This window comes from Rhizobium sp. GN54 (assembly GCF_021026345.1).
Classification (GTDB): Bacteria; Pseudomonadota; Alphaproteobacteria; order Rhizobiales; family Rhizobiaceae; genus Mycoplana.
Genome location: NZ_JAJNCZ010000003.1, coordinates 86,541 through 110,790 on the forward strand (window position 1 = coordinate 86,541; position 24,250 = coordinate 110,790).

Annotated in this window: 24 protein-coding genes, 1 tRNA gene and 1 pseudogene; 13 read left to right on the forward strand and 13 right to left on the reverse strand. The window is 65.3% G+C overall.

All coding sequences use genetic code 11. The features are described from left to right. Positions 1-31: 31 nt before the first annotated feature. The gene (locus LQK81_RS09710; protein WP_230806525.1) at positions 32-664 is read right to left on the reverse strand and encodes a J domain-containing protein; all 633 of its coding nucleotides are present in this window, start codon (positions 662-664) and stop codon (positions 32-34) included. A 111-nt stretch (positions 665-775) separates the two neighbouring features. Between LQK81_RS09710 and LQK81_RS09715 the strand changes: the two genes are divergently transcribed. Then, on the forward strand, positions 776-1,057 hold the full coding sequence (locus LQK81_RS09715) for a BolA family protein (RefSeq protein ID WP_230805807.1): 282 nt from the start codon (positions 776-778) through the stop codon (positions 1,055-1,057). On the opposite strand, the pseudogene LQK81_RS09720 reads toward LQK81_RS09715, so the two are convergent. The 3 genes and pseudogenes from LQK81_RS09720 to LQK81_RS09730 all read right to left on the reverse strand — a co-directional run. Then, a pseudogene (locus LQK81_RS09720) lies at positions 1,058-1,759 on the reverse strand (transporter associated domain-containing protein); the annotation flags it as partial. A gap of 152 nt (positions 1,760-1,911) precedes the next feature. Continuing rightward, positions 1,912-3,042 carry a 3-dehydroquinate synthase gene (aroB, locus tag LQK81_RS09725; RefSeq protein ID WP_230805809.1) on the reverse strand — a complete coding sequence of 377 codons (1,131 nt, stop codon included), beginning with the start codon at positions 3,040-3,042 and terminating at the stop codon, positions 1,912-1,914. Between the two features lie 9 nt (positions 3,043-3,051). Continuing rightward, positions 3,052-3,636 carry a shikimate kinase gene (locus LQK81_RS09730; protein WP_230805811.1) on the reverse strand — a complete coding sequence of 195 codons (585 nt, stop codon included), beginning with the start codon at positions 3,634-3,636 and terminating at the stop codon, positions 3,052-3,054. Between the two features lie 123 nt (positions 3,637-3,759). On the opposite strand from LQK81_RS09730, the gene LQK81_RS09735 reads away from it, so the two are divergent. The 8 genes from LQK81_RS09735 (at position 3,760) to LQK81_RS09770 (ending at position 10,955) form a co-directional block, all read left to right on the forward strand. Next, a complete protein-coding gene (locus LQK81_RS09735; RefSeq protein ID WP_183802892.1) occupies positions 3,760-3,909 on the forward strand; it encodes a hypothetical protein in 150 nt (49 codons plus the stop codon). After that, positions 3,906-4,859 (forward strand): site-specific tyrosine recombinase XerD, encoded by a 954-nt coding sequence (gene xerD, locus LQK81_RS09740; protein ID WP_230805813.1) that lies wholly within the window; start codon positions 3,906-3,908, stop codon positions 4,857-4,859. Before LQK81_RS09735 ends, xerD begins: the two co-directional genes overlap by 4 nt. A gap of 75 nt (positions 4,860-4,934) precedes the next feature. Beyond that, positions 4,935-5,888 carry an acetyl-CoA carboxylase carboxyltransferase subunit alpha gene (locus LQK81_RS09745; protein ID WP_230805815.1) on the forward strand — a complete coding sequence of 318 codons (954 nt, stop codon included), beginning with the start codon at positions 4,935-4,937 and terminating at the stop codon, positions 5,886-5,888. A gap of 209 nt (positions 5,889-6,097) precedes the next feature. Further along, entirely contained in the window at positions 6,098-7,651 is a 1,554-nt protein-coding gene (locus tag LQK81_RS09750) for a L,D-transpeptidase family protein (RefSeq protein WP_230805817.1), read from the forward strand. Continuing rightward, a complete protein-coding gene (locus LQK81_RS09755) occupies positions 7,648-7,884 on the forward strand; it encodes a sulfurtransferase TusA family protein (RefSeq protein WP_230805818.1) in 237 nt (78 codons plus the stop codon). The genes LQK81_RS09750 and LQK81_RS09755 overlap by 4 nt, the downstream gene beginning before the upstream one ends. 91 nt (positions 7,885-7,975) lie before the next feature. After that, positions 7,976-9,472: a sensor histidine kinase gene (locus tag LQK81_RS09760; protein ID WP_230805821.1), complete on the forward strand. Its 1,497-nt coding sequence runs from the start codon at positions 7,976-7,978 to the stop codon at positions 9,470-9,472. Continuing rightward, positions 9,469-9,906, forward strand: a complete 438-nt coding sequence (locus LQK81_RS09765; RefSeq protein ID WP_230805823.1) for a response regulator — start codon at positions 9,469-9,471, stop codon at positions 9,904-9,906. The genes LQK81_RS09760 and LQK81_RS09765 overlap by 4 nt, the downstream gene beginning before the upstream one ends. Before the next feature lie 8 nt (positions 9,907-9,914). Continuing rightward, positions 9,915-10,955: a histidine kinase dimerization/phosphoacceptor domain -containing protein gene (locus LQK81_RS09770; protein WP_230805825.1), complete on the forward strand. Its 1,041-nt coding sequence runs from the start codon at positions 9,915-9,917 to the stop codon at positions 10,953-10,955. A 39-nt stretch (positions 10,956-10,994) separates the two neighbouring features. Here the strand turns inward: LQK81_RS09770 and LQK81_RS09775 are convergent, their stop codons facing one another. Both LQK81_RS09775 and LQK81_RS09780 read right to left on the reverse strand, forming a co-directional pair. After that, complete coding sequence (locus LQK81_RS09775; protein ID WP_230805827.1) at positions 10,995-12,185, reverse strand: CobW family GTP-binding protein; 1,191 nt, start codon at positions 12,183-12,185, stop codon at positions 10,995-10,997. A 107-nt stretch (positions 12,186-12,292) separates the two neighbouring features. Next, a complete protein-coding gene (locus LQK81_RS09780) occupies positions 12,293-13,387 on the reverse strand; it encodes a D-alanyl-D-alanine carboxypeptidase family protein (RefSeq protein WP_269064854.1) in 1,095 nt (364 codons plus the stop codon). A gap of 164 nt (positions 13,388-13,551) precedes the next feature. Here LQK81_RS09780 and LQK81_RS09785 point away from each other — a divergent pair, with 164 nt between their 5' ends. Then, positions 13,552-14,712, forward strand: coding sequence for a M20 aminoacylase family protein (locus LQK81_RS09785; protein WP_230805829.1), 1,161 nt, complete (start codon positions 13,552-13,554; stop codon positions 14,710-14,712). Between the two features lie 194 nt (positions 14,713-14,906). Next, positions 14,907-14,983 (forward strand) — tRNA-Arg (locus LQK81_RS09790). Between the two features lie 44 nt (positions 14,984-15,027). Here the strand turns inward: LQK81_RS09790 and greA are convergent. From greA to LQK81_RS09805, 3 genes are all read right to left on the reverse strand, one after another. Next, positions 15,028-15,510 (reverse strand): transcription elongation factor GreA, encoded by a 483-nt coding sequence (gene greA / locus LQK81_RS09795; protein WP_230805832.1) that lies wholly within the window; start codon positions 15,508-15,510, stop codon positions 15,028-15,030. Between the two features lie 88 nt (positions 15,511-15,598). Beyond that, a complete protein-coding gene (locus tag LQK81_RS09800) occupies positions 15,599-15,985 on the reverse strand; it encodes a CAP-Gly domain protein (protein ID WP_230805833.1) in 387 nt (128 codons plus the stop codon). 52 nt (positions 15,986-16,037) lie between these two features. Next, complete coding sequence (locus tag LQK81_RS09805) at positions 16,038-16,754, reverse strand: META domain-containing protein (RefSeq protein ID WP_230805835.1); 717 nt, start codon at positions 16,752-16,754, stop codon at positions 16,038-16,040. 182 nt (positions 16,755-16,936) lie between these two features. Here LQK81_RS09805 and dxr point away from each other — a divergent pair, with 182 nt between their 5' ends. Then, positions 16,937-18,130: a 1-deoxy-D-xylulose-5-phosphate reductoisomerase gene (gene dxr, locus LQK81_RS09810; protein ID WP_230805837.1), complete on the forward strand. Its 1,194-nt coding sequence runs from the start codon at positions 16,937-16,939 to the stop codon at positions 18,128-18,130. Positions 18,131-18,170: 40 nt separating this feature from the next. Here the strand turns inward: dxr and hemA are convergent, their stop codons facing one another. The 4 genes from hemA to LQK81_RS09830 form a co-directional block, all read right to left on the reverse strand. Beyond that, on the reverse strand, positions 18,171-19,385 hold the full coding sequence (gene hemA, locus LQK81_RS09815; RefSeq protein WP_230805839.1) for a 5-aminolevulinate synthase: 1,215 nt from the start codon (positions 19,383-19,385) through the stop codon (positions 18,171-18,173). Between the two features lie 245 nt (positions 19,386-19,630). Further along, complete coding sequence (locus LQK81_RS09820; RefSeq protein ID WP_230805841.1) at positions 19,631-20,425, reverse strand: FAD binding domain-containing protein; 795 nt, start codon at positions 20,423-20,425, stop codon at positions 19,631-19,633. A 13-nt stretch (positions 20,426-20,438) separates the two neighbouring features. Further along, positions 20,439-22,790: a xanthine dehydrogenase family protein molybdopterin-binding subunit gene (locus LQK81_RS09825; protein WP_230805843.1), complete on the reverse strand. Its 2,352-nt coding sequence runs from the start codon at positions 22,788-22,790 to the stop codon at positions 20,439-20,441. 134 nt (positions 22,791-22,924) lie between these two features. Then, complete coding sequence (locus LQK81_RS09830; protein WP_230805845.1) at positions 22,925-23,413, reverse strand: (2Fe-2S)-binding protein; 489 nt, start codon at positions 23,411-23,413, stop codon at positions 22,925-22,927. A 429-nt stretch (positions 23,414-23,842) separates the two neighbouring features. Between LQK81_RS09830 and LQK81_RS09835 the strand changes: the two genes are divergently transcribed. Beyond that, the gene (locus tag LQK81_RS09835) at positions 23,843-24,094 is read left to right on the forward strand and encodes a glycine zipper domain-containing protein (RefSeq protein WP_230805847.1); all 252 of its coding nucleotides are present in this window, start codon (positions 23,843-23,845) and stop codon (positions 24,092-24,094) included. The last annotated feature ends 156 nt before the right edge of the window (positions 24,095-24,250 follow it).

A 24,250-nucleotide genomic window follows, 5' to 3' on the forward strand; every position in this document is an offset into this window, starting at 1 on the left:
CCGCCCTATGTCCTGTTGCAGCCGAACTGCTCTAGCAGAAGCCGGCCTGCTTTAACAATTGATATGCTTGGATGACGGCCCGAAAACGCTCTTCCGATCCCCTGTCTCCGCCATTTGCGTCGGGGTGGTGCTTCTTGACAAGGGTCTTGTAGGCCGCCTTGATGTCGTCTGCCGTGGCGCTCACCTGCAACCCCAGCGTGTCGAAGGCCTTGCCCTCCAGCGTCTTCAGCTTGCGCACCCGCGGCTGCATGCGCGGGCCGCCCGCCCGCCCCTCGGCGACGAAGCCGAAAGGATCGCGGATGCGATGGTGGGCCCCGGCTGTGCCCGAGCGCACGTTGCCGTGCACCGGCCCGCTCTTGCCGGTCTTGTTCACGCCCATCGTCCAGGTCGGGCGATGCCCGGTGATCGCTTCCTTCTGGTAGCGCGCGATCTCTGTGTCCGACAGGCCGGAGAAGTAGTTGTAGCCCTTGTTGTACTCCTTCACGTGCTCGAAGCAGAAGAGGAAGAACTGGCCTTCGGCATTGCGCCCGACCGGCGCGCGGTGCACGCCCGCCTGCTCGCAGCCGTCCCATTGGCAGGTCGGCGCGACGGGTTCCGGACGCTCCACGCGCCGGCGCGTCCGTATCCGGTCGAAGTATTTTGAATCGAGTTTCATGGGTCCGATTATGGGGCTCGCGACGGAGCACAACAAGAATTGACAAAGCGGAATGTTGCTGGCTTTGTGGGATCATTTTGTGCGCGAGACCGCGCGTTTCCCAATGTCCCAGGGCAGCAGATGACGATCAAATCCCGGATGGAATATAGGTTGACCGAGGCGTTTTCGCCAGAGCGGCTCGAGGTGGTCAACGAAAGCCATCTCCATGCCGGCCACCAGCCCGGATTCGACGGCGAGGGCGAGACGCACATGCGCATCCGCATCGTCTCGGCGCAATTTGCCGGCAAGACCCGCATCGCCCGCCACCGGATGGTCAACGATCTCGTCAAAGAGGAATTCGACGCCGGCCTGCACGCGCTGGCGATCGAGGCCGCCGCCCCCGGCGAGCCCGTCCGCTGGTAGTCAGCCGCCGCCCGCTGTCCCTTCGACCGGGCGGATGCGCAGCCGGGTGATCCGGTTCTTGACGCGTTTCATCACGATGAAGCGCTTGCCGTGGAAGGTGAAGGCCTGCCGCTCCTCGGGGATCAGCTTGGATTCGTGGATGACGAGGCCGGCGATCGTCGTCGCCTCCTCGTCCGGCAGCGACCAGTCGAGGGCGCGGTTGAGGTCGCGAATCGCCACGCCGCCATCGACGACGATCGAGCCGTCCGGCTCCTGCCGCACGCCCTGCAGCCCGAATTCCCGCTCGTTGGAGGCGTCACCGGCGATCTCCTCGAGGATGTCGCTGATCGTCACCAGCCCCTGCACCTCGCCATACTCGTCGACGACGATGGCGAAGTGCCGTCCACGCCGCAAGAAGGCGCTCAACTGCTCCTTGAGCCCGGTGGTGTCGGGAACGAACCAGGGCTTGGCCGCCACCTTGCCGATATCGATCGCGCCTGCCTCGGCACCCGCCTCGACGAGCGCGCGCAGCATCGCCGCCTGATGGATCACGCCGACGATGTTGTCGGTGGAGCCGCGCCAGAGCGGCATGCGCGAATAGGGACTGTCGAGAACGGCGCGCACGATCGCCTCCGGCGCCTCGTCGGCATTGATGCCTCGCATGGCGGTGCGGTGCACCATGATGTCGGAGACTTCGAGTTCGTCGAGGTCGGACAAAGCGCCGCGCTCGCGATCGATCCCCCGGGATACCGCCTCGCGGCCGGCCGGCGGCGCAATCGCGCGGACCTCTCCGGCGCCGGGCGCAGGCACGGCTTCCCCGGAGGCCGCCAGGCCAAGACACCCGAATAGCCGCCGCAGGATACCGTGCCGTCGCGTCATCGCGGATACTTGTCCTTTAGGAAGGAGAGAACTTCCGACGCCGGCAAGTCGTCGGCGACGAACGACTGGCCGATCCCCCGCGTCAGGATGAAGGTCAGCTTGCCCGACTTCACCTTCTTGTCCTGGGCGATCGCATCCATCAGCCGCTCCGCCGGCGGCAGGTCGCCGGGGATCTGCGTCATCGACACCGGCAGGCCGACCTCGGACAGATGCGCCTCCACGCGGCGCGCGGCATCCGGGCTCGCAAGGTTCATCCGCGCCGAAAACTGGTGCGCCAGCACCATGCCGATCGAGACCCCCTCGCCGTGGACGAGGCGGCCGCTGTCATAGCCTGTCGCGGCCTCGAGCGCATGGCCGAAGGTGTGCCCGAGGTTGAGCAGCGCGCGCAGGCCGTTCTCACGCTCGTCGGCAGCCACCACGTCGGCCTTGGCCTGGCAGCTCGTGGCGATCGCCTCGATGCGGGCGGGACCGCCGGCGAAGATGTCGCGCCAGTTCGCTTCCAGCCAGGCGAAGAAGTCCGGCTTGTCGATCAGGCCGTACTTCGCCACCTCGGCATAGCCGGCGCGGAACTCGCGCGGTGAGAGCGTGTCGAGCACGTCGGTGTCGGCGAGCACCAGGTCCGGCTGGTGGAACACGCCGATCAGGTTCTTGCCGTGGTGCGAATTGATGCCGGTCTTGCCGCCGACCGAGGAATCGACCTGGGCCAGCAGCGAGGTCGGCACCTGGATGAAGCGCGAGCCGCGCCGCGCGATCCCGGCAGCAAAGCCGGTCAGGTCGCCGATGACGCCACCGCCGAGCGCGACCACGGCGTCGTTGCGCTCGATGCGGGCGCCGAGCACGCTGTCGCAGACGGCCATCAGGTGCTCGAAGCCCTTCGTCTTCTCGCCCGCCGGCAGGACCAGCGAGACCGCTTCGATCCCGCTTTCGGAGAGTGAGCGCATGAAGGGATCGAGATAGATCGGCCCGACATGCTCGTCGGTGACGACGGCGATGCGCCGCCCCTTCAGCCGGGCGGCGATCTCCGAGCCGGCCGCGGCGATGAGGCCGGGGCCGATCAGGATATCGTAGGAGCGATCTCCGAGTTCAACGCGAACGGTGCGTCGGGGCGAAGAAGAGGCGTCTGTCATGGCATCACTTCATATCTTGTTGCCGGCGGTCGCGGCGATGGCGGCGAGCACTTCGTCGGCCACGAGTTCCTTGCGCACGTCGCGGGACTGGACGGTCAGGTCCGCCTCCGCATAGATCGGATAGCGGGCGTTCATCAGGTTTTCCAGCGTCTGCCTGGGGTTTTCGGTCTTCAAGAGCGGACGCGTATCGCGCTTGTTCACCCGCTCCCACAGGACGTCGAGATCCGCCTTCAGCCAGATCGTCAGGCCGCCGCGTTTGATGTGCCGGCGGGTGCGCTCGTTGATGAAGGCGCCGCCGCCGGTCGAGACGACGCGCGGGCCGCTCTTGAGAAGCCGCTTCATCACCCGGCTCTCCAGCGCCCGGAACTCCTCCTCGCCATAGGCCGCGAAGAGATCGGAGATCGACATGCGCGACACCCGCTCGATCTCGTGGTCGGAATCGATGAACGGCACCGACAGTTGCTGCGCCACCAGCCGGCCGATGGCCGATTTCCCCGCGCCCATCAGCCCGACCAGCACGAGATTGCGATTGCCGAGCGCCGCACGCGCTTTCTGCACAAGCTCCGCAGGGGCGGTTTCCACAAGGCCGATCATCAGGCAATTCCGGTTGCTGCTTCTTTCCGTATCTGCAAAAGCGCCGGAAGCGTCAAGTGCTTGCGCGCCTTGCGCTCGCTCTTCCGCAGGGCGATATAGGAAGTCGGTTCCACGGAGCGCGCAATGCCTAGTCTTTTCCGTTTCCTGTTCTTCTGCGCGGTCGTCGCCGGCATCGTCTACGGGATCATGATCGCCCTGGTTACCTTCGTCGAGCCGCGTCCGCGGGACGTGACCATCCGCATTCCCTCCGAACGGGTGAACACCCAGCCATGATGGACGGTACGGCGATCCGGATCGAAGCCTTTCTGGAGATGATGAGCGCCGAGCGCGGGGCTGCGGCCAACACGCTCGCCTCCTATGAGCGCGATCTCGAGGATGCGCGGTCCTTCCTGCTGCAGCGGCAGGTGCGCATGGTCGAGGCCGAGCCCGACGATCTGCGCGCCTATCTCGGCCATCTCGCCCGCCAGGGCTTCAAGCCGTCGTCTCAGTCCCGCAAACTCTCCGCGCTCAGGCAGTTCTACAAGTTCCTCTATGCCGAGGGCGTGCGCGACACCGATCCGACCGGCATCCTCGACGCACCGCGCAAGGAGCGGTCGCTGCCGAAGACGCTCTCGACCGACGACGTCACGCGCCTGGTCGAGCTGGCCGCGCAAGAGGCGGCGGCGGCCGGTGGCGATCTCCTCCAGCGGCTTCGCATGCATGCGCTCGTCGAACTCCTCTATGCGACCGGCATGCGCGTCAGCGAACTGGTATCGCTGCCCGCCACGGTCCTGGCACAGGACGGGCGCTTCCTCGTCGTGAAGGGCAAGGGCAACAAGGAGCGGCTGGTGCCTCTCTCCCGCTCCGCGATCACAGCCTTGCAGGCTTACGGGGCGAGGCTCGCCGAGGAACGCGAACGGCAGGAAGACGCAAAAGAGAGCCCGTTCCTGTTTCCGTCTGCTGGCAAGGGGGGGCACCTGCCGCGGCAGGTCTTCGCCCGCGACCTCAAGGCGCTGGCCTCGCGGGCGGGCATCCGCGCCTCGACGCTCTCGCCGCACGTCATCCGCCATGCCTTCGCCAGCCACCTCCTGCAGAACGGGGCGGACCTGCGCGCGGTGCAGGAACTGCTCGGCCACTCGGACATTTCGACCACGCAGATCTATACCCATGTGCTGGAAGAACGCCTTCATCGCCTGGTGCAGGATCATCACCCCCTTGCCAAACAGGCAAAAAAACCGGATTAGAGCCGCCATTCCGCCGCCGTCGCTCTCTAGCTTGCGCGACGGAACAGTTGGAGCAAACGATCGGAAACGCATCTCATGCACAATTACCTCGACTTCGAAAAGCCTATCTCGGACCTCGAAGGCAAGATCCACGAACTGCGAAAACTCGCCGAAGAGGACGAGAGCATCGATACGTCGGACGAGGTTGGGCGGCTTGAGGCGCGCTCGCGCGAGGCGATGGTCGATATCTACTCCAAGTTGACCCCCTGGCAGAAGACGCAGGTCGCGCGCCATCCGCAGCGACCCCACTTCGTCGACTACGCGGCCAAGCTGTTCGAGGAATTCACCCCTCTGTCCGGCGACCGGAAGTTTGCCGAGGACGAGGCGATCCAGGCTGGCCTCGGCCGCTTTCGCGGCCAGTCCGTCGCGATCATCGGCCAGGAAAAGGGCAACGACACGAAATCGCGCCTGAAGCACAACTTCGGCAGCGCCCGTCCGGAAGGCTACCGCAAGGCGATCCGGGTGATGGAACTGGCCGACCGCTTCGGCCTGCCGATCATCACCCTCGTGGACACCGCCGGCGCCTATCCCGGCATCGGCGCCGAGGAGCGCGGCCAGGCGGAAGCGATCGCCCGCTCCACGGAAATGTGTCTGAACGTGCGCGTCCCGATCGTCTCGGTCATCCTCGGTGAAGGCGGCTCCGGCGGCGCGATCGCCATTGCGACCGGCGACCGCGTCTACATGCTGCAGCATGCGATCTACAGCGTGATCTCGCCGGAAGGGGCGGCCTCCATCCTGTGGCGCGATTCGACCCGCGCCAAGGAAGCCGCCAGCAACATGAAGATCACCGCCGACGACCTGAAGGCGCTCGGTGTGATCGACGGTATCATCCCCGAGCCGCTCGGCGGTGCTCACCGCGATCCGGATGCCGTGATCGCAGCCGCCGGCAACGTGGTGGCGGACGCGCTGCGCGATCTTTCCGCAAAGCCGGGCGAGCAGTTGCGCCGCGACCGCCGCCAGCGCTACCTCGACATCGGCCGGCAGCTCTGATCGCAGACGCCAAAATCCGCCGACCTGCTGAAGGCGGTCGGCGAATGCGGCCAAACCTTGGACATATTCTGATGGTTTGGAGCGTATCCACAGATCGAATGTTGCACGACGATTTTCCGTTTACGGATGGTTAAGTATAAACGAGCATGATTTCGCGTCCGCCCTGTCGACGTGGACGGACTGCCCAACAGTTATATTGGACCTGTCGCATGCGCCTTAAGGTACTCGCCGCTGTTTCATTGCTCGCCGTGGCCGTCGCCGGCTGCACGAACGAGACGCTCGACAATGTCGGCGTCGACGTGAGGAAGGTTTCCAACAAGACGCAGTACCAGCTTTCCGGCCAGGTCGTCTCCAAGATGGCCTCGCTGAACATCGACCGCCATTCGCCGGTCACCCTGCGCATCTTCAAGGAAGAAGGCATCCTGGAAATCTGGAAGGCCGACCGGTCGAACCGTTTCCAGATGATGAAGAGCTACCAGATCTGCGCGTGGTCGGGAAAACTCGGACCGAAGGTGAAGGAAGGCGACCGGCAGGCGCCGGAAGGCTTCTACCCGCTCGGCCCCCAGCATATGAACCCGAATTCCCAGTATTACCTGGCGATCAATACCGGCTTTCCCAACAATTATGATCGGGCCAACGCCCGCTCCGGCAGCAACCTGATGATCCACGGCGCCTGCTCGTCGTCGGGCTGCTACTCGATGACCGACGAGCAGATGGTCGAGATCTTCGCCTTTGCCCGCGACGCCTTCAAGGGCGGCCAGAAGACGATCCAGCTTCAGGCCTATCCCTTCCGCATGACCGCGGAAAACATGGCGCGCCATCGCGACAACCCGAACATCGAGTTCTGGAAGATGCTGAAGGTCGGCTACGATCACTTCCAGGTCACCAAGCGCCCGCCGGAAGTGGGCGTCTGCGCGCAGAAATACGTCTTCAACCAGCAGGCGCCGGACGGAAAGGCATTCTCGGGCGCCGCTGCCCAGTGCCCGGCGATCTCGACGCCGTCGCAGTTGCAGGTGGCGATGAACGGCTACGAGAAGACCTATGCCGCAGCCTATGCCAAGGCGATGAAGAAGTACGAGGGCACCGTCTGGCTGGAGCCGTCCGAAGCCCAGCGCAAGGCGATCGTCGCCGACAAGCGCAAGGGTCGCGAACTCGCCTACGCCCCGACCGGCAACTCCATCGACGCCGGCAAGCTGATGTCGCTGCGCGAGATCGAGGCGGAGAAGAAGCGGGCGGAAGAGGCCGCACAGCGCAAGATCGAGATGGCCGAAAAGGCCAGGCAGGAAGAAGAAGCCCGCAAGACCGCGGAATTGCAGAAGCTCGCGGACGACGTCGCCGCACAGAAGACCGCACAACAGCAGGCCGCCGAAGGTGGCGTCGCCGTGCCTTCTGCCAATCCGGGCGTCGCTTCCGTGCAGGCGGAGCAGCAAGCCGATAGAAAGCCCTTCTGGAAGCTCTGGTCCAGCAGGGGCAACGCGGCCGCGGAAACGCCCGCTCCTGCCGCTTCGACGACGGCCGCCGCTGCGCCGGCCCAACCTGCGCCCGCCGGTGCGGCCGGGACCGGCACCGACGAAGGCAGCACCGCCTCCATCGGCACGCAGCGGGAGCAGAGGCAAGCCGCTCCGGCGCAGGCGGACGCCAATGCCGCCGCCGAACCCGGCGCCAACGAGCAGGCGACCCAGGCCGAACCGGCCCCGGCGGCGACCGCCGATGCGAGCGCCGGGCAGAAGCAGCCCTTCTGGAAATTCTGGAAGAAGCAATGACCACCGTCGAACCGGGCGAGGTCTACGACCTGCGCGGGCTTAAATGTCCGTTGCCGGTGCTGAAGACGCGCAAGCGACTGGAACAGTTGCCTTCGGGCGCCACGCTCTGGATCGAGACGACCGATCCCCTCGCGGTCATCGACATTCCGCATTTCTGCAGCGAGAAGGGCCACGTGCTCGTATCCAGCGAGCGCACCGGCGACGGCCATCGTTTCCTGATCCGCAAGGGCTGACCGCACCGATTGTCGGTTCTCGATTCTGCCCCTTTCGGAACCGGCCACGGGTGTGTACTAATCGGGACGAAGGAAACACCTCGGAAAGAGCATGACTTCAACTGCCGCCTTCCTGCGTTCGAGCCTGCTTATGCTTGGACTGGGCATCCTGCTGCTTGTCGGGATCGTCGGTTATTCGCTATGGCTCGTGCAGGCCAATCGTGAGTATTCGGACGAGACGGCATCGCTCCGGCTTGTCAGAGCGTCCATCGTCGGCATACTGACAACAGTCCAGGATGCGGAAACCGGCGAGCGCGGCTATCTGCTTTCCAGGGACGCCTCCTACCTCGAGCCGTATAGCGAAGCCATCGACGAACTGCCGGCCCGCTGGAAGGCGCTTCAGGACAATCTCGGCTCTCGCCCGGACTACGCCATCACGCTCGATGAGCTCAAGCCTGCCATCGACGGCAAGATGGCGGAATTGTCCAAAAGCATCGAACTCACCCGACAGGGCAAGTACGACGAGGCCCTGGCCCTGCTCTCCACCGATGCCGGCCTCCGGCTCATGGACCGCATCCGGGAGATCCTCAACGCAAGCCTCGAGCGCACCGACAATCAGCTTCTCGGCCTCGTCAGCAAGCAACTGTCGGCCGCCGACAGCCTGCAATGGGTCACGATCGGCGGCGCCATCGCGATCCTCCTCGTCGTCGGCGGCGCTATCCTGGTGATATTCCAGCATGTCCGCGATCTCTCCCGGGCCCGCGAGGAGGTCATGGCGCTCAATATCGGCCTGGAGGAGCGCGTCAACGAGCGGACCGAGGACCTGATCCGCGCCAACCAGGAGATCCAGCGTTTCGCCTACATCGTCACCCACGACCTGCGGGCGCCGCTGGTCAACATCATGGGCTTTCTCAGCGAGCTGGACACGTCCATCAAGGCGGTATCGGCCTATGTGATGGCGGACGAGCGCACGCCGGGCGAGGATGAGATCCGCGAGGCGCGCCTTGCCGTCTCCGAAGACCTTCCCGAAGCCATGGGCTTCATCCGCTCCTCGACGAAGAAGATGGATGCGCTGATCAACGCGATCCTGAAGATCTCCCGCGACGGCCGGCGCAAGCTGCAGCCGGAGCGGATCGACCTGAAGGCCCTGATCGAGGCGAATACCAGCACGGTGCGTCACCAGTTGGCCGAGACGGGCGGCGAGGCGAACATCACGGCCGGCTACATCACCAGCATCATCTCCGACCGCTTCTCGCTGGAGCAGATCTTCGGCAACCTCTTCGACAATGCGGTAAAGTACAAGATGCCGGGACGACCGCTGAAGCTGGACATCGACATCCGTCCCGACGGCCCGCGCCGGATCAGGATCGACGTCAGGGACAACGGCCGCGGTATCGGCCAGCAGGATGTCGAGCGGGTATTCGAGCTGTTTCGCCGCGCCGGCGAACAGGACCAGCAGGGCGAAGGCATAGGCCTCGCCCATGTGCGCTCGTTAATAAGGAATTTGGGGGGCGATGTTACCGTCGAATCCGATCTCGGCAAGGGCAGCACCTTCATCCTGTCGCTGCCGACGGATCTCACCAAGGTTTTCAGGAGTATGGATCAATGAAGGCGAGCGGACAGGAAGTCATCATCGTCATGATCGAGGACGACGAGGGGCATGCGCGCCTCATCGAGAAGAACATCCGACGAGCCGGCGTCCACAATGAGATCGTCCCCTTCACCCTCGGCGGCAAGGCGCTGGACTATGTCCTCGGCGAGAACCGCGACGGACTGGTCAACCGCGACCGCTACCTGCTGGTGCTGCTCGACCTGAACCTGCCGGACATGTCGGGCATCGACATTCTCCAGCAGATCAAGGGCAACGAGCACTCGCACGCCATCCCGGTCGTGGTGCTGACCACCACCGACGACGAGCGCGAGATCCAGAAGTGCTACGATCTCGGCGCCAATGTCTATATCACCAAGCCCGTGGACTATGAGGGCTTCGCCACCGCAATCCGCAACCTCGGCCTCTTCTTCTCGGTGATACAGGTGCCATGACGGCTTCGATGACGACCAGCCCGAAGGCCCGCGTCCTGTATGTCGATGACGATCCCGTCCTCGCCAGGCTCGCGAGCAAGGTTCTGGCGCGCAGCGCCTTCGAGGTCGTCCATGCGCCATCCATCCCCGCAGGGCTCGCCCTGTTCGGCAACGAGGAATTCGCCGCCGTCGTCCTCGACCATCATTTCGAGAACCAGACCGGACTGGCCTTCCTGGAAGCGGTGGCGGAGCGAACGACGAAGACCCCGATCCTCTACGTGACCGGTTCCAACGACGCAGAAGTCGCGATCAGCGCCCTGAAGGGCGGTGCCGCCGACTATGTGATGAAGTCGGCCACCGACGACTTCTTTCCCCTTCTCGTCAGCGCCCTCGAACAGGCGCTCGAAAATGCCCGCCTGCGCCAGCAGAAGGAAGAGGCCGACCGGCAGCTCGTCATCGCCAAGGAGCGGGCCGAAATGCTGTTGTCGGAGATGAACCACCGCATCGCCAACAGCCTCTCGCTCGTATCCGCCATGATCCGCATGCAGATACAGATTTCGATGAGCGAGGAGACAAAAACGGCGCTGGCGGAGACCCAGAACCGTATCTCGGCAATCGCGGGCGTCCACCGCAGCCTCTATACCTCCAGCAATGTCGGCGCGATCGCCCTCAACGAGTATCTGAGCGCCATCATCGCCGAGTTCCAGAGCTCCGGCGGCTTCTCCTCCGGCGTGATCATCCGCTCCGAGCTTGCCAGCGTACCGACCTCCCCCGACAAGGCGGTGTCGCTGGGCGTCATCCTGATCGAGCTCCTGACCAATGCCGCGAAATATGCCTATCCCGACGGGCACGGCGAGGTTCGTATCCGGCTGGAACGAGACGGCAAGGGCGAGCTGATGCTCTCAGTCGAGGACGACGGCATCGGCCATGACCGCGCGCAGGGACCGAGGGGCACCGGCCTCGGCACACGGCTGATCAACGCCATGGCGCTGAACCTCGGCGCCACCGTCGTCAACGATCGCGACGGCAAGACCGGCGGCACCTACGTCGCGGTCGCCTGGAAGGCGTAGCCCGTCCCGATCCATCGCGGCCGGCGCCGACCTTCCCGGTCAGCGAAGCCGCAGGCCCGGAACCGCCAGCGGATTGTCCTCCAGCGCCGCACGATCGGGCCGGTCGATCTGCGGCCGGCCGACGAAGGCATCGAACAGGTCGCGCACGAAGGCTTCCGGCAAACCGTCGGTGATCAGCACCATGCGCGTGCGCCGGTCGTTAGGATCCGGCCAGGCGGCAAGGCGCTCGGGCGGATGGAAGATGGCCTGCACGCCGTGCAGGATGACCGGCCGGTCGGGATTGTCCGAAAGCGCCACGATCGCCTTCATCCGCAACAGCTTTTCGCCATGGGCCGAGCGCAACAGATCGACGAACATGTCGAGCGCCATCGGATCGATCGGCCTGTCGTGGACGATCGAATAGGAGCGGATGGAGGCGCTGTGGCGGTTCACGTCGTGGGCGTGCTGGTGGAAATACGGCTCGTCCCCATGTCCCTCATGCCGGTGCCCGTGATCGTGATCGTGCCCATGGTCATGCCCGTGATCATGGTGATGATGGTCGTGCCCATCGTGCCGCGCCTCGTCGTTCAGCCAGCGGCCGACATCGGCGATCTTGGTCTGCGGGTCGTAGAGGCCGCAGGCAAGAAGCGACGGCCCGGTCTCCTGCGGGTCGTCCGCCTCGATTACGGCCGCGCGCGGATTGAGATCGGAGAGCGCCTTCCGCAGGGCTCCCAGCGCCACATCGCCCGCCATCGCCGTCTTGGTCAGCACCAGGCGGTCGGCAACGGCGGCCTGCTTGACCGATTCGGGATGGCCGGCAAGCGTCGAAAGCCCGTTCACGGCATCGACCAGCGTGATGACCCCGTCGAGGCGGAAGGAATGCGCCAGCACCGGATTGCCGATCACCGCCTGGATCACCGGCGCGGGGTCGGCCAGCCCCGTCGTCTCGATCACCACCCGCTTCAGCGGCCTGATCTTGCCGGTCTGCATGCGGTCCATCAGGTCGGCCAGCGTATCGACGAGTTCGCCGCGCACGGTGCAGCACAAGCAGCCGTCGGCAAGCTCGATGACGCCGTCGCCCGAGCGTTCGACCAGGAGATGGTCGATCCCCACCTCGCCGAACTCGTTGATGATGACGGCCGTGTCCGTCAGGTCCGGATGCTTCAGCAGCCGGTTCAGCAGGGTCGTCTTTCCCGCGCCGAGAAAGCCGGTCAGGATCGAGACCGGTACGGTGCGATCGGCAGCGGACATGGGCAATTCCTGTTTCTCAAGGCATGCCGCGCAAGGAGGTGCAGCGTCCTTGCGACGACGACATGCGCAAAATCAAAGGGCCAAAGCGCGGGAACTCGCCACGCGCTCTAGAAGGTCGGGCGCGGGACCGGGATCGGAATGTTTCCGCCGTCGCCAATGTCCGCCGTCGCCGTCTCGGTGGCGCCGGCCTTGGCGGCCCCGCCGGCGATCAGGCCGGCGAAGACGTAGCGCGGCGGCCGGTTCATCTCGTGGATATAGGGAGAGAGCAGCTTCTGGCGGCCCGCCTCGTCGCGACCCTCGCTGCGCACCTTGGCGGCATGCTTGCTGCAGATCTCCTTGGAGATGTCGACGACGGTGGTGGTGTCGCCATAGGGCGCAAGGCCGCCGAGCGTCGGCCCGCCGCCGCGTTCCGTCAGGCCCTTCTGCAGCATCCGCGCCGATTCGTCCGCGCGCGCCCCGAGGCTCTCCTCGCCGAGAACGACCGAAACCACGCTGCGGCCGCCGCGGGTGGCCGAGGAGACCTGGTTGAAGCCGGAGGCGCAGATGAAACCCGTCTTCATGCCGTCGGCGCCGTCGAAACGGCCGATCAGCATGTTGTAGTTCGGATATTGCTTCTTTCCGGTGGTGAAGCCTTCCATGGCAAAATAGGAGGCGTACTGGGGAAACTCGCGCTTCAGCATCACCGCGAGCACGGCGAGGTCGCGCGCCGTCGTGTATTGCCCCTTGCCGGGCAGCCCGTGCGGATTGATGAAATGCGACGAACTCATGCCGATGCGCGCGGCTTCCGCGTTCATCCGCGCGATGAAGGCCTGCTCGGACCCGCCAACGGTTTCGCCGACGGCGACCGCCACGTCGTTTGCCGACTTGATCAGCATGATCTTCAGCGCGCTGTCGAGCGTCATCGCCTGGCCCGGCTTGAAATACATCTTGCTCGGCGGCTCGGAGGCGGCGTTCTTGGTCATCACCACCGGCGTGTCGAAGGTCACTTCGCCGGCCTTGATCGCGCGAAACACGGTATAGGCCGTCATCAGCTTGGTCAGCGAGGCAGGATACCACTTGCGGAAGGCGTCCCTGTGCTCGATCACCTTCAGCGTGTTGACGTCGACGAGCAGGCGCGGGCCGCTGTCGGCGAGCGCCGCATTCGCCACGAAGGTGGCTGCGAGCACCGTCGCTGCTCCAACGCATGCCGTCGCACGGCGCATGAACCGTCCAGTCTTCTGCAAGGGCCTGTTCCTCGGAAATTCGGGAGTTGTCTCGTTCGCTCCGCCTATTTAGCCTATATGGCATGCTGATGGCAAAGCCCCACGGCGAATCGACGGTCGATTCTTGACCCGTCCCCTCGCCCAGACCGAGACAGGAACGTCACATGCCCGTTTTGAACCGCGCCGCAGAACTTCAGGACGAGATCGCCGGCTGGCGCCGGCAGATCCACCAGCACCCGGAGACGATGTTCGCCGTGGAGAAGACCGCGGCCTTCGTCGCCGACAAGCTGAAGGCGTTCCGCGTTGACGAAATCGTGACCGGCATCGGCCGCACCGGCGTGGTCGGTCTGATCAGGGGCAAGGCCCCCGGCCACACGATCGGCCTGCGCGCCGACATGGACGCCCTGCCGATCAACGAGGAGAGCGGCAAGCCCTGGGCCTCGACCGTGGCCGGCAAGATGCACGCCTGCGGCCACGACGGCCACACCGCCATGCTTTTGGGCGCGGCGAAGTACCTGGCCGAGACGCGCAACTTCGCCGGCAGCGTCGCCGTCATCTTCCAGCCGGCCGAGGAAGGCGGCGGCGGCGGCCGCGAGATGGTCAGGGACGGCATGATGGACCGCTTCGGCATCACGGAAGTCTACGGCATGCACAACATGCCGGGCATGCCGGTCGGCCAGTTCGGCACCCGTATCGGCGCGATCATGGCGGCGACCGACGAGTTCGACATCCACATCAAGGGTCGCGGCGGCCATGCCGCCCAGCCGCACCGCACCACCGACACCATCGTGCTCGGCTCGCAGATCGTCGGCGCGCTGCAGACGATCGTGGCGCGCAACACCGACCCGATCGCCTCGCTCGTCGTCTCGGTGACGAAGTTCAACGCCGGCTTTGCCTATAACGTCATCCCGGAGACGGCGACCCTGTCGGGCACGGTGCGCACGCTGAGCACGCCCGTGCGGGAAGAGGCCGAAGCCCGCATCCGCCAGATCTGCGCCGGCCTCGCCGCCGCCCACGGCGCCGAGATCACCGTGCGCTACCAGCGCAACTACCCCGTCGTCGTCAACCATGCGACCGAGACTGGCCATGCGGTGACTGTTGCCGAGGAGATCGCGGGCAAGGGCAAGGTCGATGCGGCGATCGACCCGATGATGGGCGGCGAGGACTTCGCCTATATGCTCGAGGCTCGCCCCGGCGCCTTCGTCTTCATGGGCAACGGCGACACCGCCGGCCTCCACCACCCGGCCTACGACTTCAACGACGACGCCATCCCTCACGGCGTCAGCTACTGGGTGAAACTGGTCGAGACCCGGCTTCCGTCCTGACGGGCAGCGGCACGGCAGTGCCGGACAGGGCAGGCAACAGGGACCAACGGCCGCCATCTTCGCGATGCCGCGCGCGACCGTCCGGACGCAACGGCATCACCGAGGCCGGCTTGCGGCCTCGGAAAAATAGCGCCTCGCCGCACGCCGAAAACCACTTGGCTTCAAGCCCCGGCTTTTGTATGGGTTCTGTCAGTGGTCCCGTAGCTCAGCAGGATAGAGCACCAGATTCCTAATCTGGGGGTCCCGCGTTCGAATCGCGGCGGGATCACCATTCTTCTCCCCCCGCCACTTCTTGACGCTCGCCAACCCCGCTCATCAGGAGATGGCGACGATTTCCAGTTCCTGCTCGCCGACACTGACGACGTCGCCGACGCTCTTGCCGGCGAGGCCGCGGGCGACGGGGGAGACGTAGGAGATCGATCCGGTTTTGGGGTCGGCCTCGTCCTCGCCGACGATGCGATAGGTCTGTTCCCGGCCGCCGTCGCGCACGAAGGTGACCGTGCTGCCGAAGGCGACGGTCTCGTTCGAGGTCGGAGGAGGGACGAGCTGGGCCGTGCGCACCCGTTCCCGAAGATAGCGCAGGTCGCGCAACGGGCCGGCAGCCTGCCGGCGGCGCTCGTTGACGTCCTCGATGGCGCCGGCCGCATCATAGGCGGCGCGCGCCTCCTGCAATTGCATCTCGAGGGCCTTCAGCCCTGCTTCCGTCACGAGGTTCGGATGCGGCGAGACCGGGCGGTCGGGAAGCAAGGTTTCCGAGGCTGTCTCAGCGCTCTCTTCCTTGACGAAGGCGACGCTCATGATGTTGTCCCTTTCCGGCGCTCGGTGACCCCGAGGCTCGCGGAAAAGGCCATGGCACGAGGGCTCGCTGTCTTTCGGACCGTCCCGCTCAAACCTTCTCCTCCTCGCGCTCCTTCTCCGGCGTCGTCACCCTGGGTTTCGGCTTCACCGACGGAACCACAGACGGCCTCGCCTCCTTCTTCGGCGCGGGCGCTTTGATACCGAGCATGGACTTGATGCGATCGGAGACGAGCGGGCGGAAGCGGGTGGCACGGAAGGGCATGTCGACGGCGCCGTAACCTTCCGGGCCGTCGTCGTTGCCGCGGTAGAGTTCCATCAGCTTGATGCCGTAGAAGTCGCCGTCGACATAGTGGCGGTAGTGGCCGACCCAGCGCACCGTGTAGACTTGGCCCTTGCGGATGCCCTGGTCGATCGAGACGTTCTTGAAGCGGTCGTCGATGCAGACGACCTTCTGGCCGACGTTGAATGTAACCATGGCTTTCTCCGCACAGTTGGCCGTGTCGCGGTAAGGGGCCCCGATGCCGGCGTCAGGGCGCCTTGCGGCAGGTGATGCCGGTTGCGTCCTCGCCCTTGGTCAGGTCTCTCAGCGTGCCCTCGTCGCCCTTCGTCCACCATTCGAACTGGCCGCCGGCATAGCGGGCGCCGGAGCCCGACAACACGTTGCTGGCGATCACGAAGTTCTCGCCGAAGGTGAGGATGGCGAGCGCGACGGATTCGGCGTTCACATAGTCCGCCTTCAGCTTCAGGTCGCCGTCGCAATTGTAGGACACGGTCTGTCGGTCGACCGAGATCGTGTTCGGCACCTGCAGCACGATGTCGGTGGTGTTCTTCAGCTGGGCCAGCCGCATCGCATGCCCGCCGTCCTTGTCGGCCAGGTGCAGCAGGCCATTCTCCAGCCGCCAGGAGCGCACCGTGCCGAGCGCGTCGAAGAACTTCTGTTCCTGGTCCATGACGGCGGGCGCGCACATCTTGCGGGTCGCCGCCGCCGGGGCGAAGCTCACCGTGCCGTCGGCCTCGAACTTGAGGTTGCCGCGATAGGTATTGCAGCCGCCATTGCCGCCATAGGATCCGTCGGTGCGGATCTCCAGCGTGGTCTGCAGGTTATCGATGACGCCCTTGCCGTTGAGGTCTTCGACGACCCAGGTCGCGCTCAGGCCCTGCGGCAGCGCATCGGCGGCGAGAGCGGCCGCGGCGGAACCGAGGGATAGCAGCAGGGCTGCGAGCGCATTCAAAGATAACCGCACGGGCATCCTCCAAAAATGTCATAGGCGAACGGATCGCCAGCGGCGACGTTATGGCCGCTCCGATGAAAACGTCAAGCGTCGCGCGCAACAGCGCAACCGCCCGCGCGCGCATCAATGGCTTGTTGCGCGCGTCAATCGGCTGTAGAGCCTCATCAAGACAATAAAAAGATCGCGGAACAATCATGGCACCCAGCGAGGCAAACAGACGCCGCGTCACGATTCTTGGCTCCACCGGCTCGATCGGCACCAGCACCCTCGACGTGATCGGACAGCTCGGCGGCCGCGACACCTTCGAGGTGGCGGCCCTGACCGGCAACGGCAACATCGCACTTCTGGCCGAGCAGGCGAAGACGTTTGGCGCCAGCTTCGCCGTGACTGCCGATGAAGGCCGCTACGAGGACCTGAAGCAGGCGCTGGCCGGCACCGGCATCGCCGTCGGCGCCGGCCGCAGCGCGCTGATGGAGGCGGCAGACGCCCCCTCCGGCTGGGTGATGGCGGCGATCGTCGGAACCGCCGGCCTCGGCCCCACCCTGGCCGCGGCCAGGCGCGGCGCCGATATCGCGCTCGCCAACAAGGAATGCCTCGTCACCGCCGGCGATCTCTTCGTGCAGGCGGTGAGCGAAGGCGGCGGGCGGCTGATCCCGGTCGACAGCGAGCACAGCGCCATCTTCCAGGCGCTGGAGGACGACCAGCGCCACGCCGTTGAGCGGATCGTGCTGACGGCCTCCGGAGGGCCCTTCCGCACCTGGTCGCGCGAGCAGATGGCTGGCGTCACCGCCGCCGTCGCCCGGGCCCATCCCAACTGGTCGATGGGCCTGAAGGTGTCGATCGGCAGCGCCTCGATGTTCAACAAGGCGCTGGAGATGATCGAGGCCAAGCATCTCTTCGACGTCCGGCCCGACCAGATTGAGGTGATCGTCCACCCGCAGTCGATCGTCCATTCGATGGTCGGCTACCGGGACGGCTCGGTGCTGGCGCAGCTCGGCTGCCCGGACATGCGCACCGCGATCGGCTATGCGCTCACCTATCCCGACCGGCCGGAACTGAACGTCGAGCGGCTCGATTTCGCAAAGCTCGCGCGCCTCGATTTCGAGGCGCCGGACGAGGTTCGCTTCCCGGCGCTGCGGCTGGCCCGCACCGCGCTCGAGCGCGGCGGCGTGCAGAGTGCGGTGATGAACGCGGCCGAGGAAACAGCCTTCCACGCCTTCTGCGACGGCCGCATCGGCTTTCTCAACATGGCCGACATCGCAGAACAGGTGATGGACGACATGGCGGGCTTCGCCGCCGCCCGGACTATGGACGAGGTCTTTGCCGCTGACTCGGAAGCCCGCCGCCGTGCCGGAGAGATCGTCGCGCAAAAGGAAATGGCCGCGTAAGCCGCGGCCATCGCAAGGTCTCGGGTCGAAGAGAACGGGCTCAGGCCACCGCACGCGCCAGCGCGCAGCGCGACCACAGCGAATGCAGCGCACCGACCAGATGATCGATGTCGGCATCCGAATGCATCGGCGTCGGCGTGATGCGCAGGCGCTCGGTCTTCTTCGGCACGGTCGGATAGTTGATCGGCTGCACGTAGATGCCGAAATTGTCGAGCAGCAGGTCCGAGATCCACTTGCACTTGGCGGCATCGCCGACAATCACCGGCACGATATGGCTGGGGTTGGGCAGGTGCGGAATGCCGTTGCGGTCGAGCAGCGAGCGCAGCCGGCGGACGCGTTCCTGATGGGCGAAGCGTTCCTGCTGGCTTTCCTTCAGGTGCCGGATCGAGGCCAGCGCACCGGCAGCGAGCGTCGGCGGCAGCGCGGTCGTGAAGATGAAGCCCGAGGCAAACGAGCGGATGAAGTCGCAGAGCGCGGTGGAGGCGGCGATGTAGCCGCCCATGACGCCGAAGGCCTTGCCGAGCGTGCCTTCGATCACCGTCAGGCGGTGCATCAGCCCTTCGCGCTCGGCGATTCCGCCGCCGCGCGGGCCGTACATGCCGACCGCGTGCACCTCGTCGAGATAGGTCATGGCGCCGTATTTGTCGGCGAGGTCGCAGATTTCCCTGATCGGCGCGATGTCGCCATCCATCGAGTAGACCGATTCGAAGGCAATGATCTTCGGCGCCTTGGGATCGGCTGCGGCGAGTTTCGCTTCCAGGTCCTTCAGGTCGTTGTGCTTCCAGATCACCCGCTCGCACTTCGAATGGCGGATGCCTTCGATCATGGAGGCGTGGTTGCCGGCGTCGGAAAACATGACGATGCCGGGGATCTTGGAACAGAGGGTGCCGAGCGCGGCCCAGTTGGAGACATAGCCGGAGGTGAACAGCAGGGCTGCCTCCTTGCCGTGCAGGTCGGCGAGCTCGCGCTCGAGGAGAACGTGATAATGGTTCGTGCCCGAGATGTTGCGGGTGCCGCCAGCACCCGCGCCACACTGGTCGATCGCAAGCTTCATTGCCTCGGTGACCTTCGGATGCTGTCCCATGCCGAGGTAGTCGTTGGAGCACCAGACAGTGACTTCCTGCGTGCCCGAACCGGTGTAGCGCGTCGCCTTGGGAAACCCGCCGCTCTGCCGCTCCAGTTCTGCGAAGACGCGATAGCGGCCTTCCTGGTGCAGCCCGTCCAACTCGTTCTTGAAGAAAGCCTCAAAGTCCATCTGTGTCTCCAGACCGGTTCCCCGGCATGCCCGGGCGAGATAGCGCCCGCTTCACCTTCGAACTACACCCCGAAGGCCACTGCCGCAACGCAAAGGCACTGCGGCAAAACCGCACCTACCTTTGAAACATTCCAAGATAGGTTACAATGGCAGAAACCACTCTTGCTTGATGCATGTCAAGTATCACGCAAGGCGAGGACGGCCGGAGCCGTCCTCGATGTGTCGTCAGCCGCAGCCGGCAGGCCTCATGCCGCCGCAACCGCCCGCCGGGCCATAACGGCGACGAGGTTGGCCCGATACTCCGCGCTTCCATGGATATCCGACAGAAGGTCGGACGGATCGGTTGTCACGCCGGCAAGTGCCTGCGGTGAAAAATTGCCGGCAAGTGCGGCCTCCATGGCGGCATGACGGAACACGCCGTCCGCGCCCGCGCCGGTGACGCCGACCCGCACGCCGTCCGCTCCCCTGGTCACGAACACCCCCGTCATCGCATAGCGCGAAGCCGGGTTCGGGAACTTGCAGTATCCGGCCCTCTCCGGCGGCCTGAAGGTCACGGCGACGACGATCTCGTCGTCCGCCAGCGCCGTTTCGAACAGGCCGGTGAAGAAATCGTCCGCGGCGATCTCGCGCCTGTCTGTCACGATCGTCGCTCCCAGCGCCAGCATGGCCGAGGGATAGTCGGCGGCTGGGTCGTTGTTAGCGATGGAGCCGCCGATCGTGCCCATGTGGCGCACATGCGGATCGCCGATCAGCGAGGCGAGATGGGCGAGCGCCGGGCAGGCCGCCTTGATGTCGGAAGACTGCGCGACCTCGGCATGGGTCGTCGCCGCACCGATGCGCACGCTGCCGCCCGAGACCGTGATCCCCTTCATCTCGGCGACATGCCTGAGATCGACGAGATCGGTGGGGGCCGCCAGTCTCTGTTTCATCGTCGGGATCAGCGTCATCCCGCCCGAAACATACTTGCTTTCCTCCGAGGCCCCCTTGAGGCGAACGGCGTCTGCGACCGAGGACGCGCGATGGTAATTGGTTTCATACATCTCCGTTCTCCCCTCACTGCGCCGCATGCGCCGCCGCCCACACCTTCTGGGGCGTGGCCGGCATGGTCAGGTCGTTGTTGCCGATTGCATCCGTGATCGCGTTCATCAGTGCCGGCGGCGAGCCGATGGCGCCCGCCTCGCCGCAGCCCTTGATCCCGAGCGGATTGTTGGGGCACGGCGTATTCTGGTGCGAGACCTTGAACGACGGCAGGTCGTCGGCGCGCGGCATCGCATAGTCCATGTAGCTGGCGGTCAGGAGCTGGCCCGTCTGCGGATCGTAGTGCACGCCCTCGAGCAGCGCCTGGCCGATGCCCTGGGCGATGCCGCCATGGACCTGTCCCTCGACGATCATCGGATTGATGATGTTGCCGAAGTCGTCGGCCGCGACGAACTGGACGATCTCGGTCTTGCCGGTTTCCGGATCGATCTCGACCTCGCAGATGTAGCAGCCGGCCGGGAAGGTGAAGTTCGACGGATCGTAGAACGCCCCTTCCTTCAGCCCCGGCTCCATGCCGGCCGGAAGGTTGTGGGCGGTGTAGGCGGACAGCGCCACCTGGAACCAGGGCACCGTCTTGTCGGTGCCGGCGACCTTCGCCTCGCCGTTTTCGATGACGATGTCGCTCTCGTCGGCCTCCATCAGGTGGGCTGCGATCTTCTTCGCCTTGGCCTCGACCTTGTCGAGCGCCTTGACGATGGCCGACATGCCGACCGCACCCGAGCGCGAACCGTAGGTGCCCATGCCCATCTGCACCTTGTCGGTGTCGCCATGGACGATCGAGACGCTGTCGATCGGTACGCCGAAACGGTCGGCGACAAGCTGGGCGAAGGTGGTCTCATGGCCCTGGCCATGGCTGTGCGAGCCGGTCAGCACCTCGATCGTGCCGACGGCGTTCACCCGCACCTCCGCCGATTCCCACAGGCCCACGCCCGCGCCGAGCGATCCGACCGCAGCCGACGGCGCGATACCGCAGGCTTCGATGTAGCAGCTCATGCCGATGCCGCGCTTCATGCCGCGTCCCTCGGCTTGGGCCTTGCGCGCCCCGAAGCCCGCCCAGTCGGCCTCCTTCATCGCCGCCTCCAGCGAGGCCTCGTAGTCGCCGGCGTCGTAGTTCATGATCACCGGCGTCTGGTGGGGGAAGGAGCGGATGAAGTTCTTGCGCCGCAACTCCGCCGGCGAGACGCCGAGTTCGCGTGCCGCCGTCTCGATCGTGCGCTCGAGGAGATAGGTCGCCTCCGGCCGCCCGGCACCGCGATAGGCATCCACCGGCGCGGTATTCGTATAGACCGCCCGGACATTGGCGTGGATCGCCGGGATCGCGTACTGGCCGGAGAGCAGCGTCGCATAGAGATAGGTCGGCACGGCCGACGAGAACAGCGACATGTAGGCCCCGAAATTGGCGATGGTATCGACCTTCAGCGCCGTGATGCGGTTGTCGCCGTCGAACGCCATCTTCACCGTCGACAGGTGGTCGCGACCGTGCGCGTCGGTCAGGAAGGCCTCGGTGCGGTCGGACGTCCACTTCACCGGCACGCCGGTGCGCCTGGACGCCCACAGACAGACGATCTCCTCCGGATAGATGAAGATCTTGGAGCCGAAACCGCCGCCGACGTCCGGCGCGATCACGCGTAGCTTGTTCTCCGGCGCGACATTGTAGAACGCGCTCATCACCAGACGGGCCACATGCGGGTTCTGGCTGGTCGTGTAGCAGGTATAGTGATCCTCGCCGACGTCGTAGATCCCGAGCGCGGCGCGAGGCTCCATCGGGTTCGGCGCCAGCCGGTTGTTGACGATCGTCATCTCGGTGACGTGGGCGGCCGCTGCGATCGCCGCATCGGTCTCGGCCTCGGCGGTTCCGATCGCCCAGTCGTAGATGAGATTGCCGCCGGCCTCGGGATGGAGCTGCGGCTGGCCGCCCCGCAGCGCCGTCGCCGCATCGGTCACGGCCGGAAGTTCCTCGTAGTCGACCACCACGGCCTCGGCCGCGTCGCGTGCCTCGCCGACACTGTCGGCGACGACGACCGCCACGGCATCGCCGACATAGCGCACCGTCTCGTGCGCCAGCGGCCGCCAGGCGCCCATCTTCATCGGGCTGCCGTCCTTGGAATGGATCATCCAGCCGCAGATCAGGTTGCCGATGCCGTCGTCGAGCATCTGCTGGCCGTTCAGCACGCCGATGACGCCCGGCATCCCCTCTGCGGCCGAACTGTCGATGCCCCTGATCTTTGCGTGCGCGTGCGGAGAGCGCACGAACGCCGCATATTTCATGCCCGGCACGACCATGTCGTCCGTATACCGGCCCTTGCCGGTCAGAAACCGCTTGTCTTCCTTGCGCGCCACGCGTGCGCCAATGCCTTCAACGCCCATCAGTCATCTCCTCCCGAGAGAACAGCGAGTAGCGAATAGCCAATGGCGAATAGGATCGAGCAGTTTGCAGGTTGCGCCAGGAAGCGCATCTCCAACCATTCGCTACTCACTATTCGCTATTCGCCCAGAAATCATCATTCCGCGGCCTGCCGCCCCGCGCTCATGTCCGAAGCGGCGGCGAGAATGGCCTTGACGATGTTGTGGTAGCCCGTGCAGCGACAGATGTTGCCCTCGAGGTTTTCCCGGACCGTCTTCTCGTCGAGAGTGCCGCCATAGCGGTTGATCATGTCGACGGCGGCCATCACCATGCCGGGCGTGCAGAAACCGCACTGCAGGCCGTGATTGGCCTTGAAGGCCGCCTGAACCGGATGCAGCTCGCCGCCCTGGGCAAGGCCCTCGATCGTGGTGACGGAGGATCCGGCGGCCTGGACCGCCAGGGTGGAACAGCTCTTGATCGACTTTCCGTCCATGTGCACGACGCAGGCGCCGCATTGGGACGTGTCGCAGCCGACATGCGTGCCGGTCAGGCCGAGCCTGTCGCGAATGAAATGGACGAGCAGCGTGCGATCCTCGACATCACCGCTCACCTGACGGCCGTTGACCGTCATCGTAACCTTCGTCATGCGCTTCCTCCCTCGTGACGATGCACGCGCGAGGTACTCGGGATCCGAAAGCGGCTTTTGCGGCGAATTCGCTTACCCGAAACACCTGCGGATTTCCTCCTGCTGCGCGCCGAACCTCCGAACGGCCCTGACATGCGACGACCCTCGACGTCACAGCCAGGCAGCGAACGCATCATTCGACGTTTTCAATTTGCGATCAACCGCTTCTTTTCCCCTTCGGCGAAATCTGTCGCAAAATTGAATCACGACGGCAGACCGGCGCGCTTTATTCACGAGCCAAAAAAATACTTTAAACCCATAGACTTCCCCATTTTCCGCCTTATTGTTCGCAAATGTGACATTGCTTGCGGAACAAGCCGGCGCGGCTGGTTTCAAGTGACGTGCGACAGCGGCGGCCTGCGTGCCCCGCTCAACCCTGGAGAGATTTTGATGAAGAAAGCCATTGCGCTCGTGCTGGCCGGCCTGTCGGTCGCCAGCTGCACGCAGACGGAGAAAGGCGCCGGCATCGGCGCGGCGACCGGTGCGATCATCGGCGGCGCGGTCACCGGCAACGTCCGCGGCGCGGCCGTCGGTGCAGCCATCGGCGGCGTCGGCGGCGCCCTGATCGGCCACGTCGCCGATCAGCCGGGCCAGTGCTACTACCGCGATCGCTACGGCCGCCGCTACATCGACGATTGCTGATCCGAAACGGAACACGGCATCGCACCTTGAACAAGACCCCGGCTTCGTCCGGGGTCTTTTGCATGGATGCAACGGTCGCGACGGAAATCCGCAAGACGCTTCAATTTTTTCCGCTCCCGGGCTAGAACGGCCGTTAATCTTAGGGAAATGCTAACG

Bases quoted from the DNA above. Each gene is read 5' to 3' on its own strand.
- LQK81_RS09835 (WP_230805847.1), top strand. From the start codon at position 23,843: ATGAAGAAAGCCATTGCGCTCGTGCTGGCCGGCCTGTCGGTCGCCAGC.
- LQK81_RS09780 (WP_269064854.1), bottom strand. From the start codon at position 13,387: ATGCGCCGTGCGACGGCATGCGTTGGAGCAGCGACGGTGCTCGCAGCC.
- LQK81_RS09730 (WP_230805811.1), bottom strand. From the start codon at position 3,636: ATGATCGGCCTTGTGGAAACCGCCCCTGCGGAGCTTGTGCAGAAAGCG.
- LQK81_RS09775 (WP_230805827.1), bottom strand. From the start codon at position 12,185: ATGTCCGCTGCCGATCGCACCGTACCGGTCTCGATCCTGACCGGCTTT.
- LQK81_RS09760 (WP_230805821.1), top strand. From the start codon at position 7,976: ATGACTTCAACTGCCGCCTTCCTGCGTTCGAGCCTGCTTATGCTTGGA.
- dxr (WP_230805837.1), top strand. From the start codon at position 16,937: ATGGCACCCAGCGAGGCAAACAGACGCCGCGTCACGATTCTTGGCTCC.
- LQK81_RS09735 (WP_183802892.1), top strand. From the start codon at position 3,760: ATGCCTAGTCTTTTCCGTTTCCTGTTCTTCTGCGCGGTCGTCGCCGGC.
- LQK81_RS09750 (WP_230805817.1), top strand. From the start codon at position 6,098: ATGCGCCTTAAGGTACTCGCCGCTGTTTCATTGCTCGCCGTGGCCGTC.
- LQK81_RS09755 (WP_230805818.1), top strand. From the start codon at position 7,648: ATGACCACCGTCGAACCGGGCGAGGTCTACGACCTGCGCGGGCTTAAA.
- LQK81_RS09745 (WP_230805815.1), top strand. From the start codon at position 4,935: ATGCACAATTACCTCGACTTCGAAAAGCCTATCTCGGACCTCGAAGGC.
- hemA (WP_230805839.1), bottom strand. From the start codon at position 19,385: ATGGACTTTGAGGCTTTCTTCAAGAACGAGTTGGACGGGCTGCACCAG.
- LQK81_RS09715 (WP_230805807.1), top strand. From the start codon at position 776: ATGACGATCAAATCCCGGATGGAATATAGGTTGACCGAGGCGTTTTCG.
- LQK81_RS09765 (WP_230805823.1), top strand. From the start codon at position 9,469: ATGAAGGCGAGCGGACAGGAAGTCATCATCGTCATGATCGAGGACGAC.
- LQK81_RS09770 (WP_230805825.1), top strand. From the start codon at position 9,915: ATGACGACCAGCCCGAAGGCCCGCGTCCTGTATGTCGATGACGATCCC.
- xerD (WP_230805813.1), top strand. From the start codon at position 3,906: ATGATGGACGGTACGGCGATCCGGATCGAAGCCTTTCTGGAGATGATG.
- LQK81_RS09830 (WP_230805845.1), bottom strand. From the start codon at position 23,413: ATGACGAAGGTTACGATGACGGTCAACGGCCGTCAGGTGAGCGGTGAT.
- greA (WP_230805832.1), bottom strand. From the start codon at position 15,510: ATGAGCGTCGCCTTCGTCAAGGAAGAGAGCGCTGAGACAGCCTCGGAA.
- LQK81_RS09825 (WP_230805843.1), bottom strand. From the start codon at position 22,790: ATGGGCGTTGAAGGCATTGGCGCACGCGTGGCGCGCAAGGAAGACAAG.
- LQK81_RS09820 (WP_230805841.1), bottom strand. From the start codon at position 20,425: ATGTATGAAACCAATTACCATCGCGCGTCCTCGGTCGCAGACGCCGTT.
- LQK81_RS09785 (WP_230805829.1), top strand. From the start codon at position 13,552: ATGCCCGTTTTGAACCGCGCCGCAGAACTTCAGGACGAGATCGCCGGC.
- aroB (WP_230805809.1), bottom strand. From the start codon at position 3,042: ATGACAGACGCCTCTTCTTCGCCCCGACGCACCGTTCGCGTTGAACTC.
- LQK81_RS09800 (WP_230805833.1), bottom strand. From the start codon at position 15,985: ATGGTTACATTCAACGTCGGCCAGAAGGTCGTCTGCATCGACGACCGC.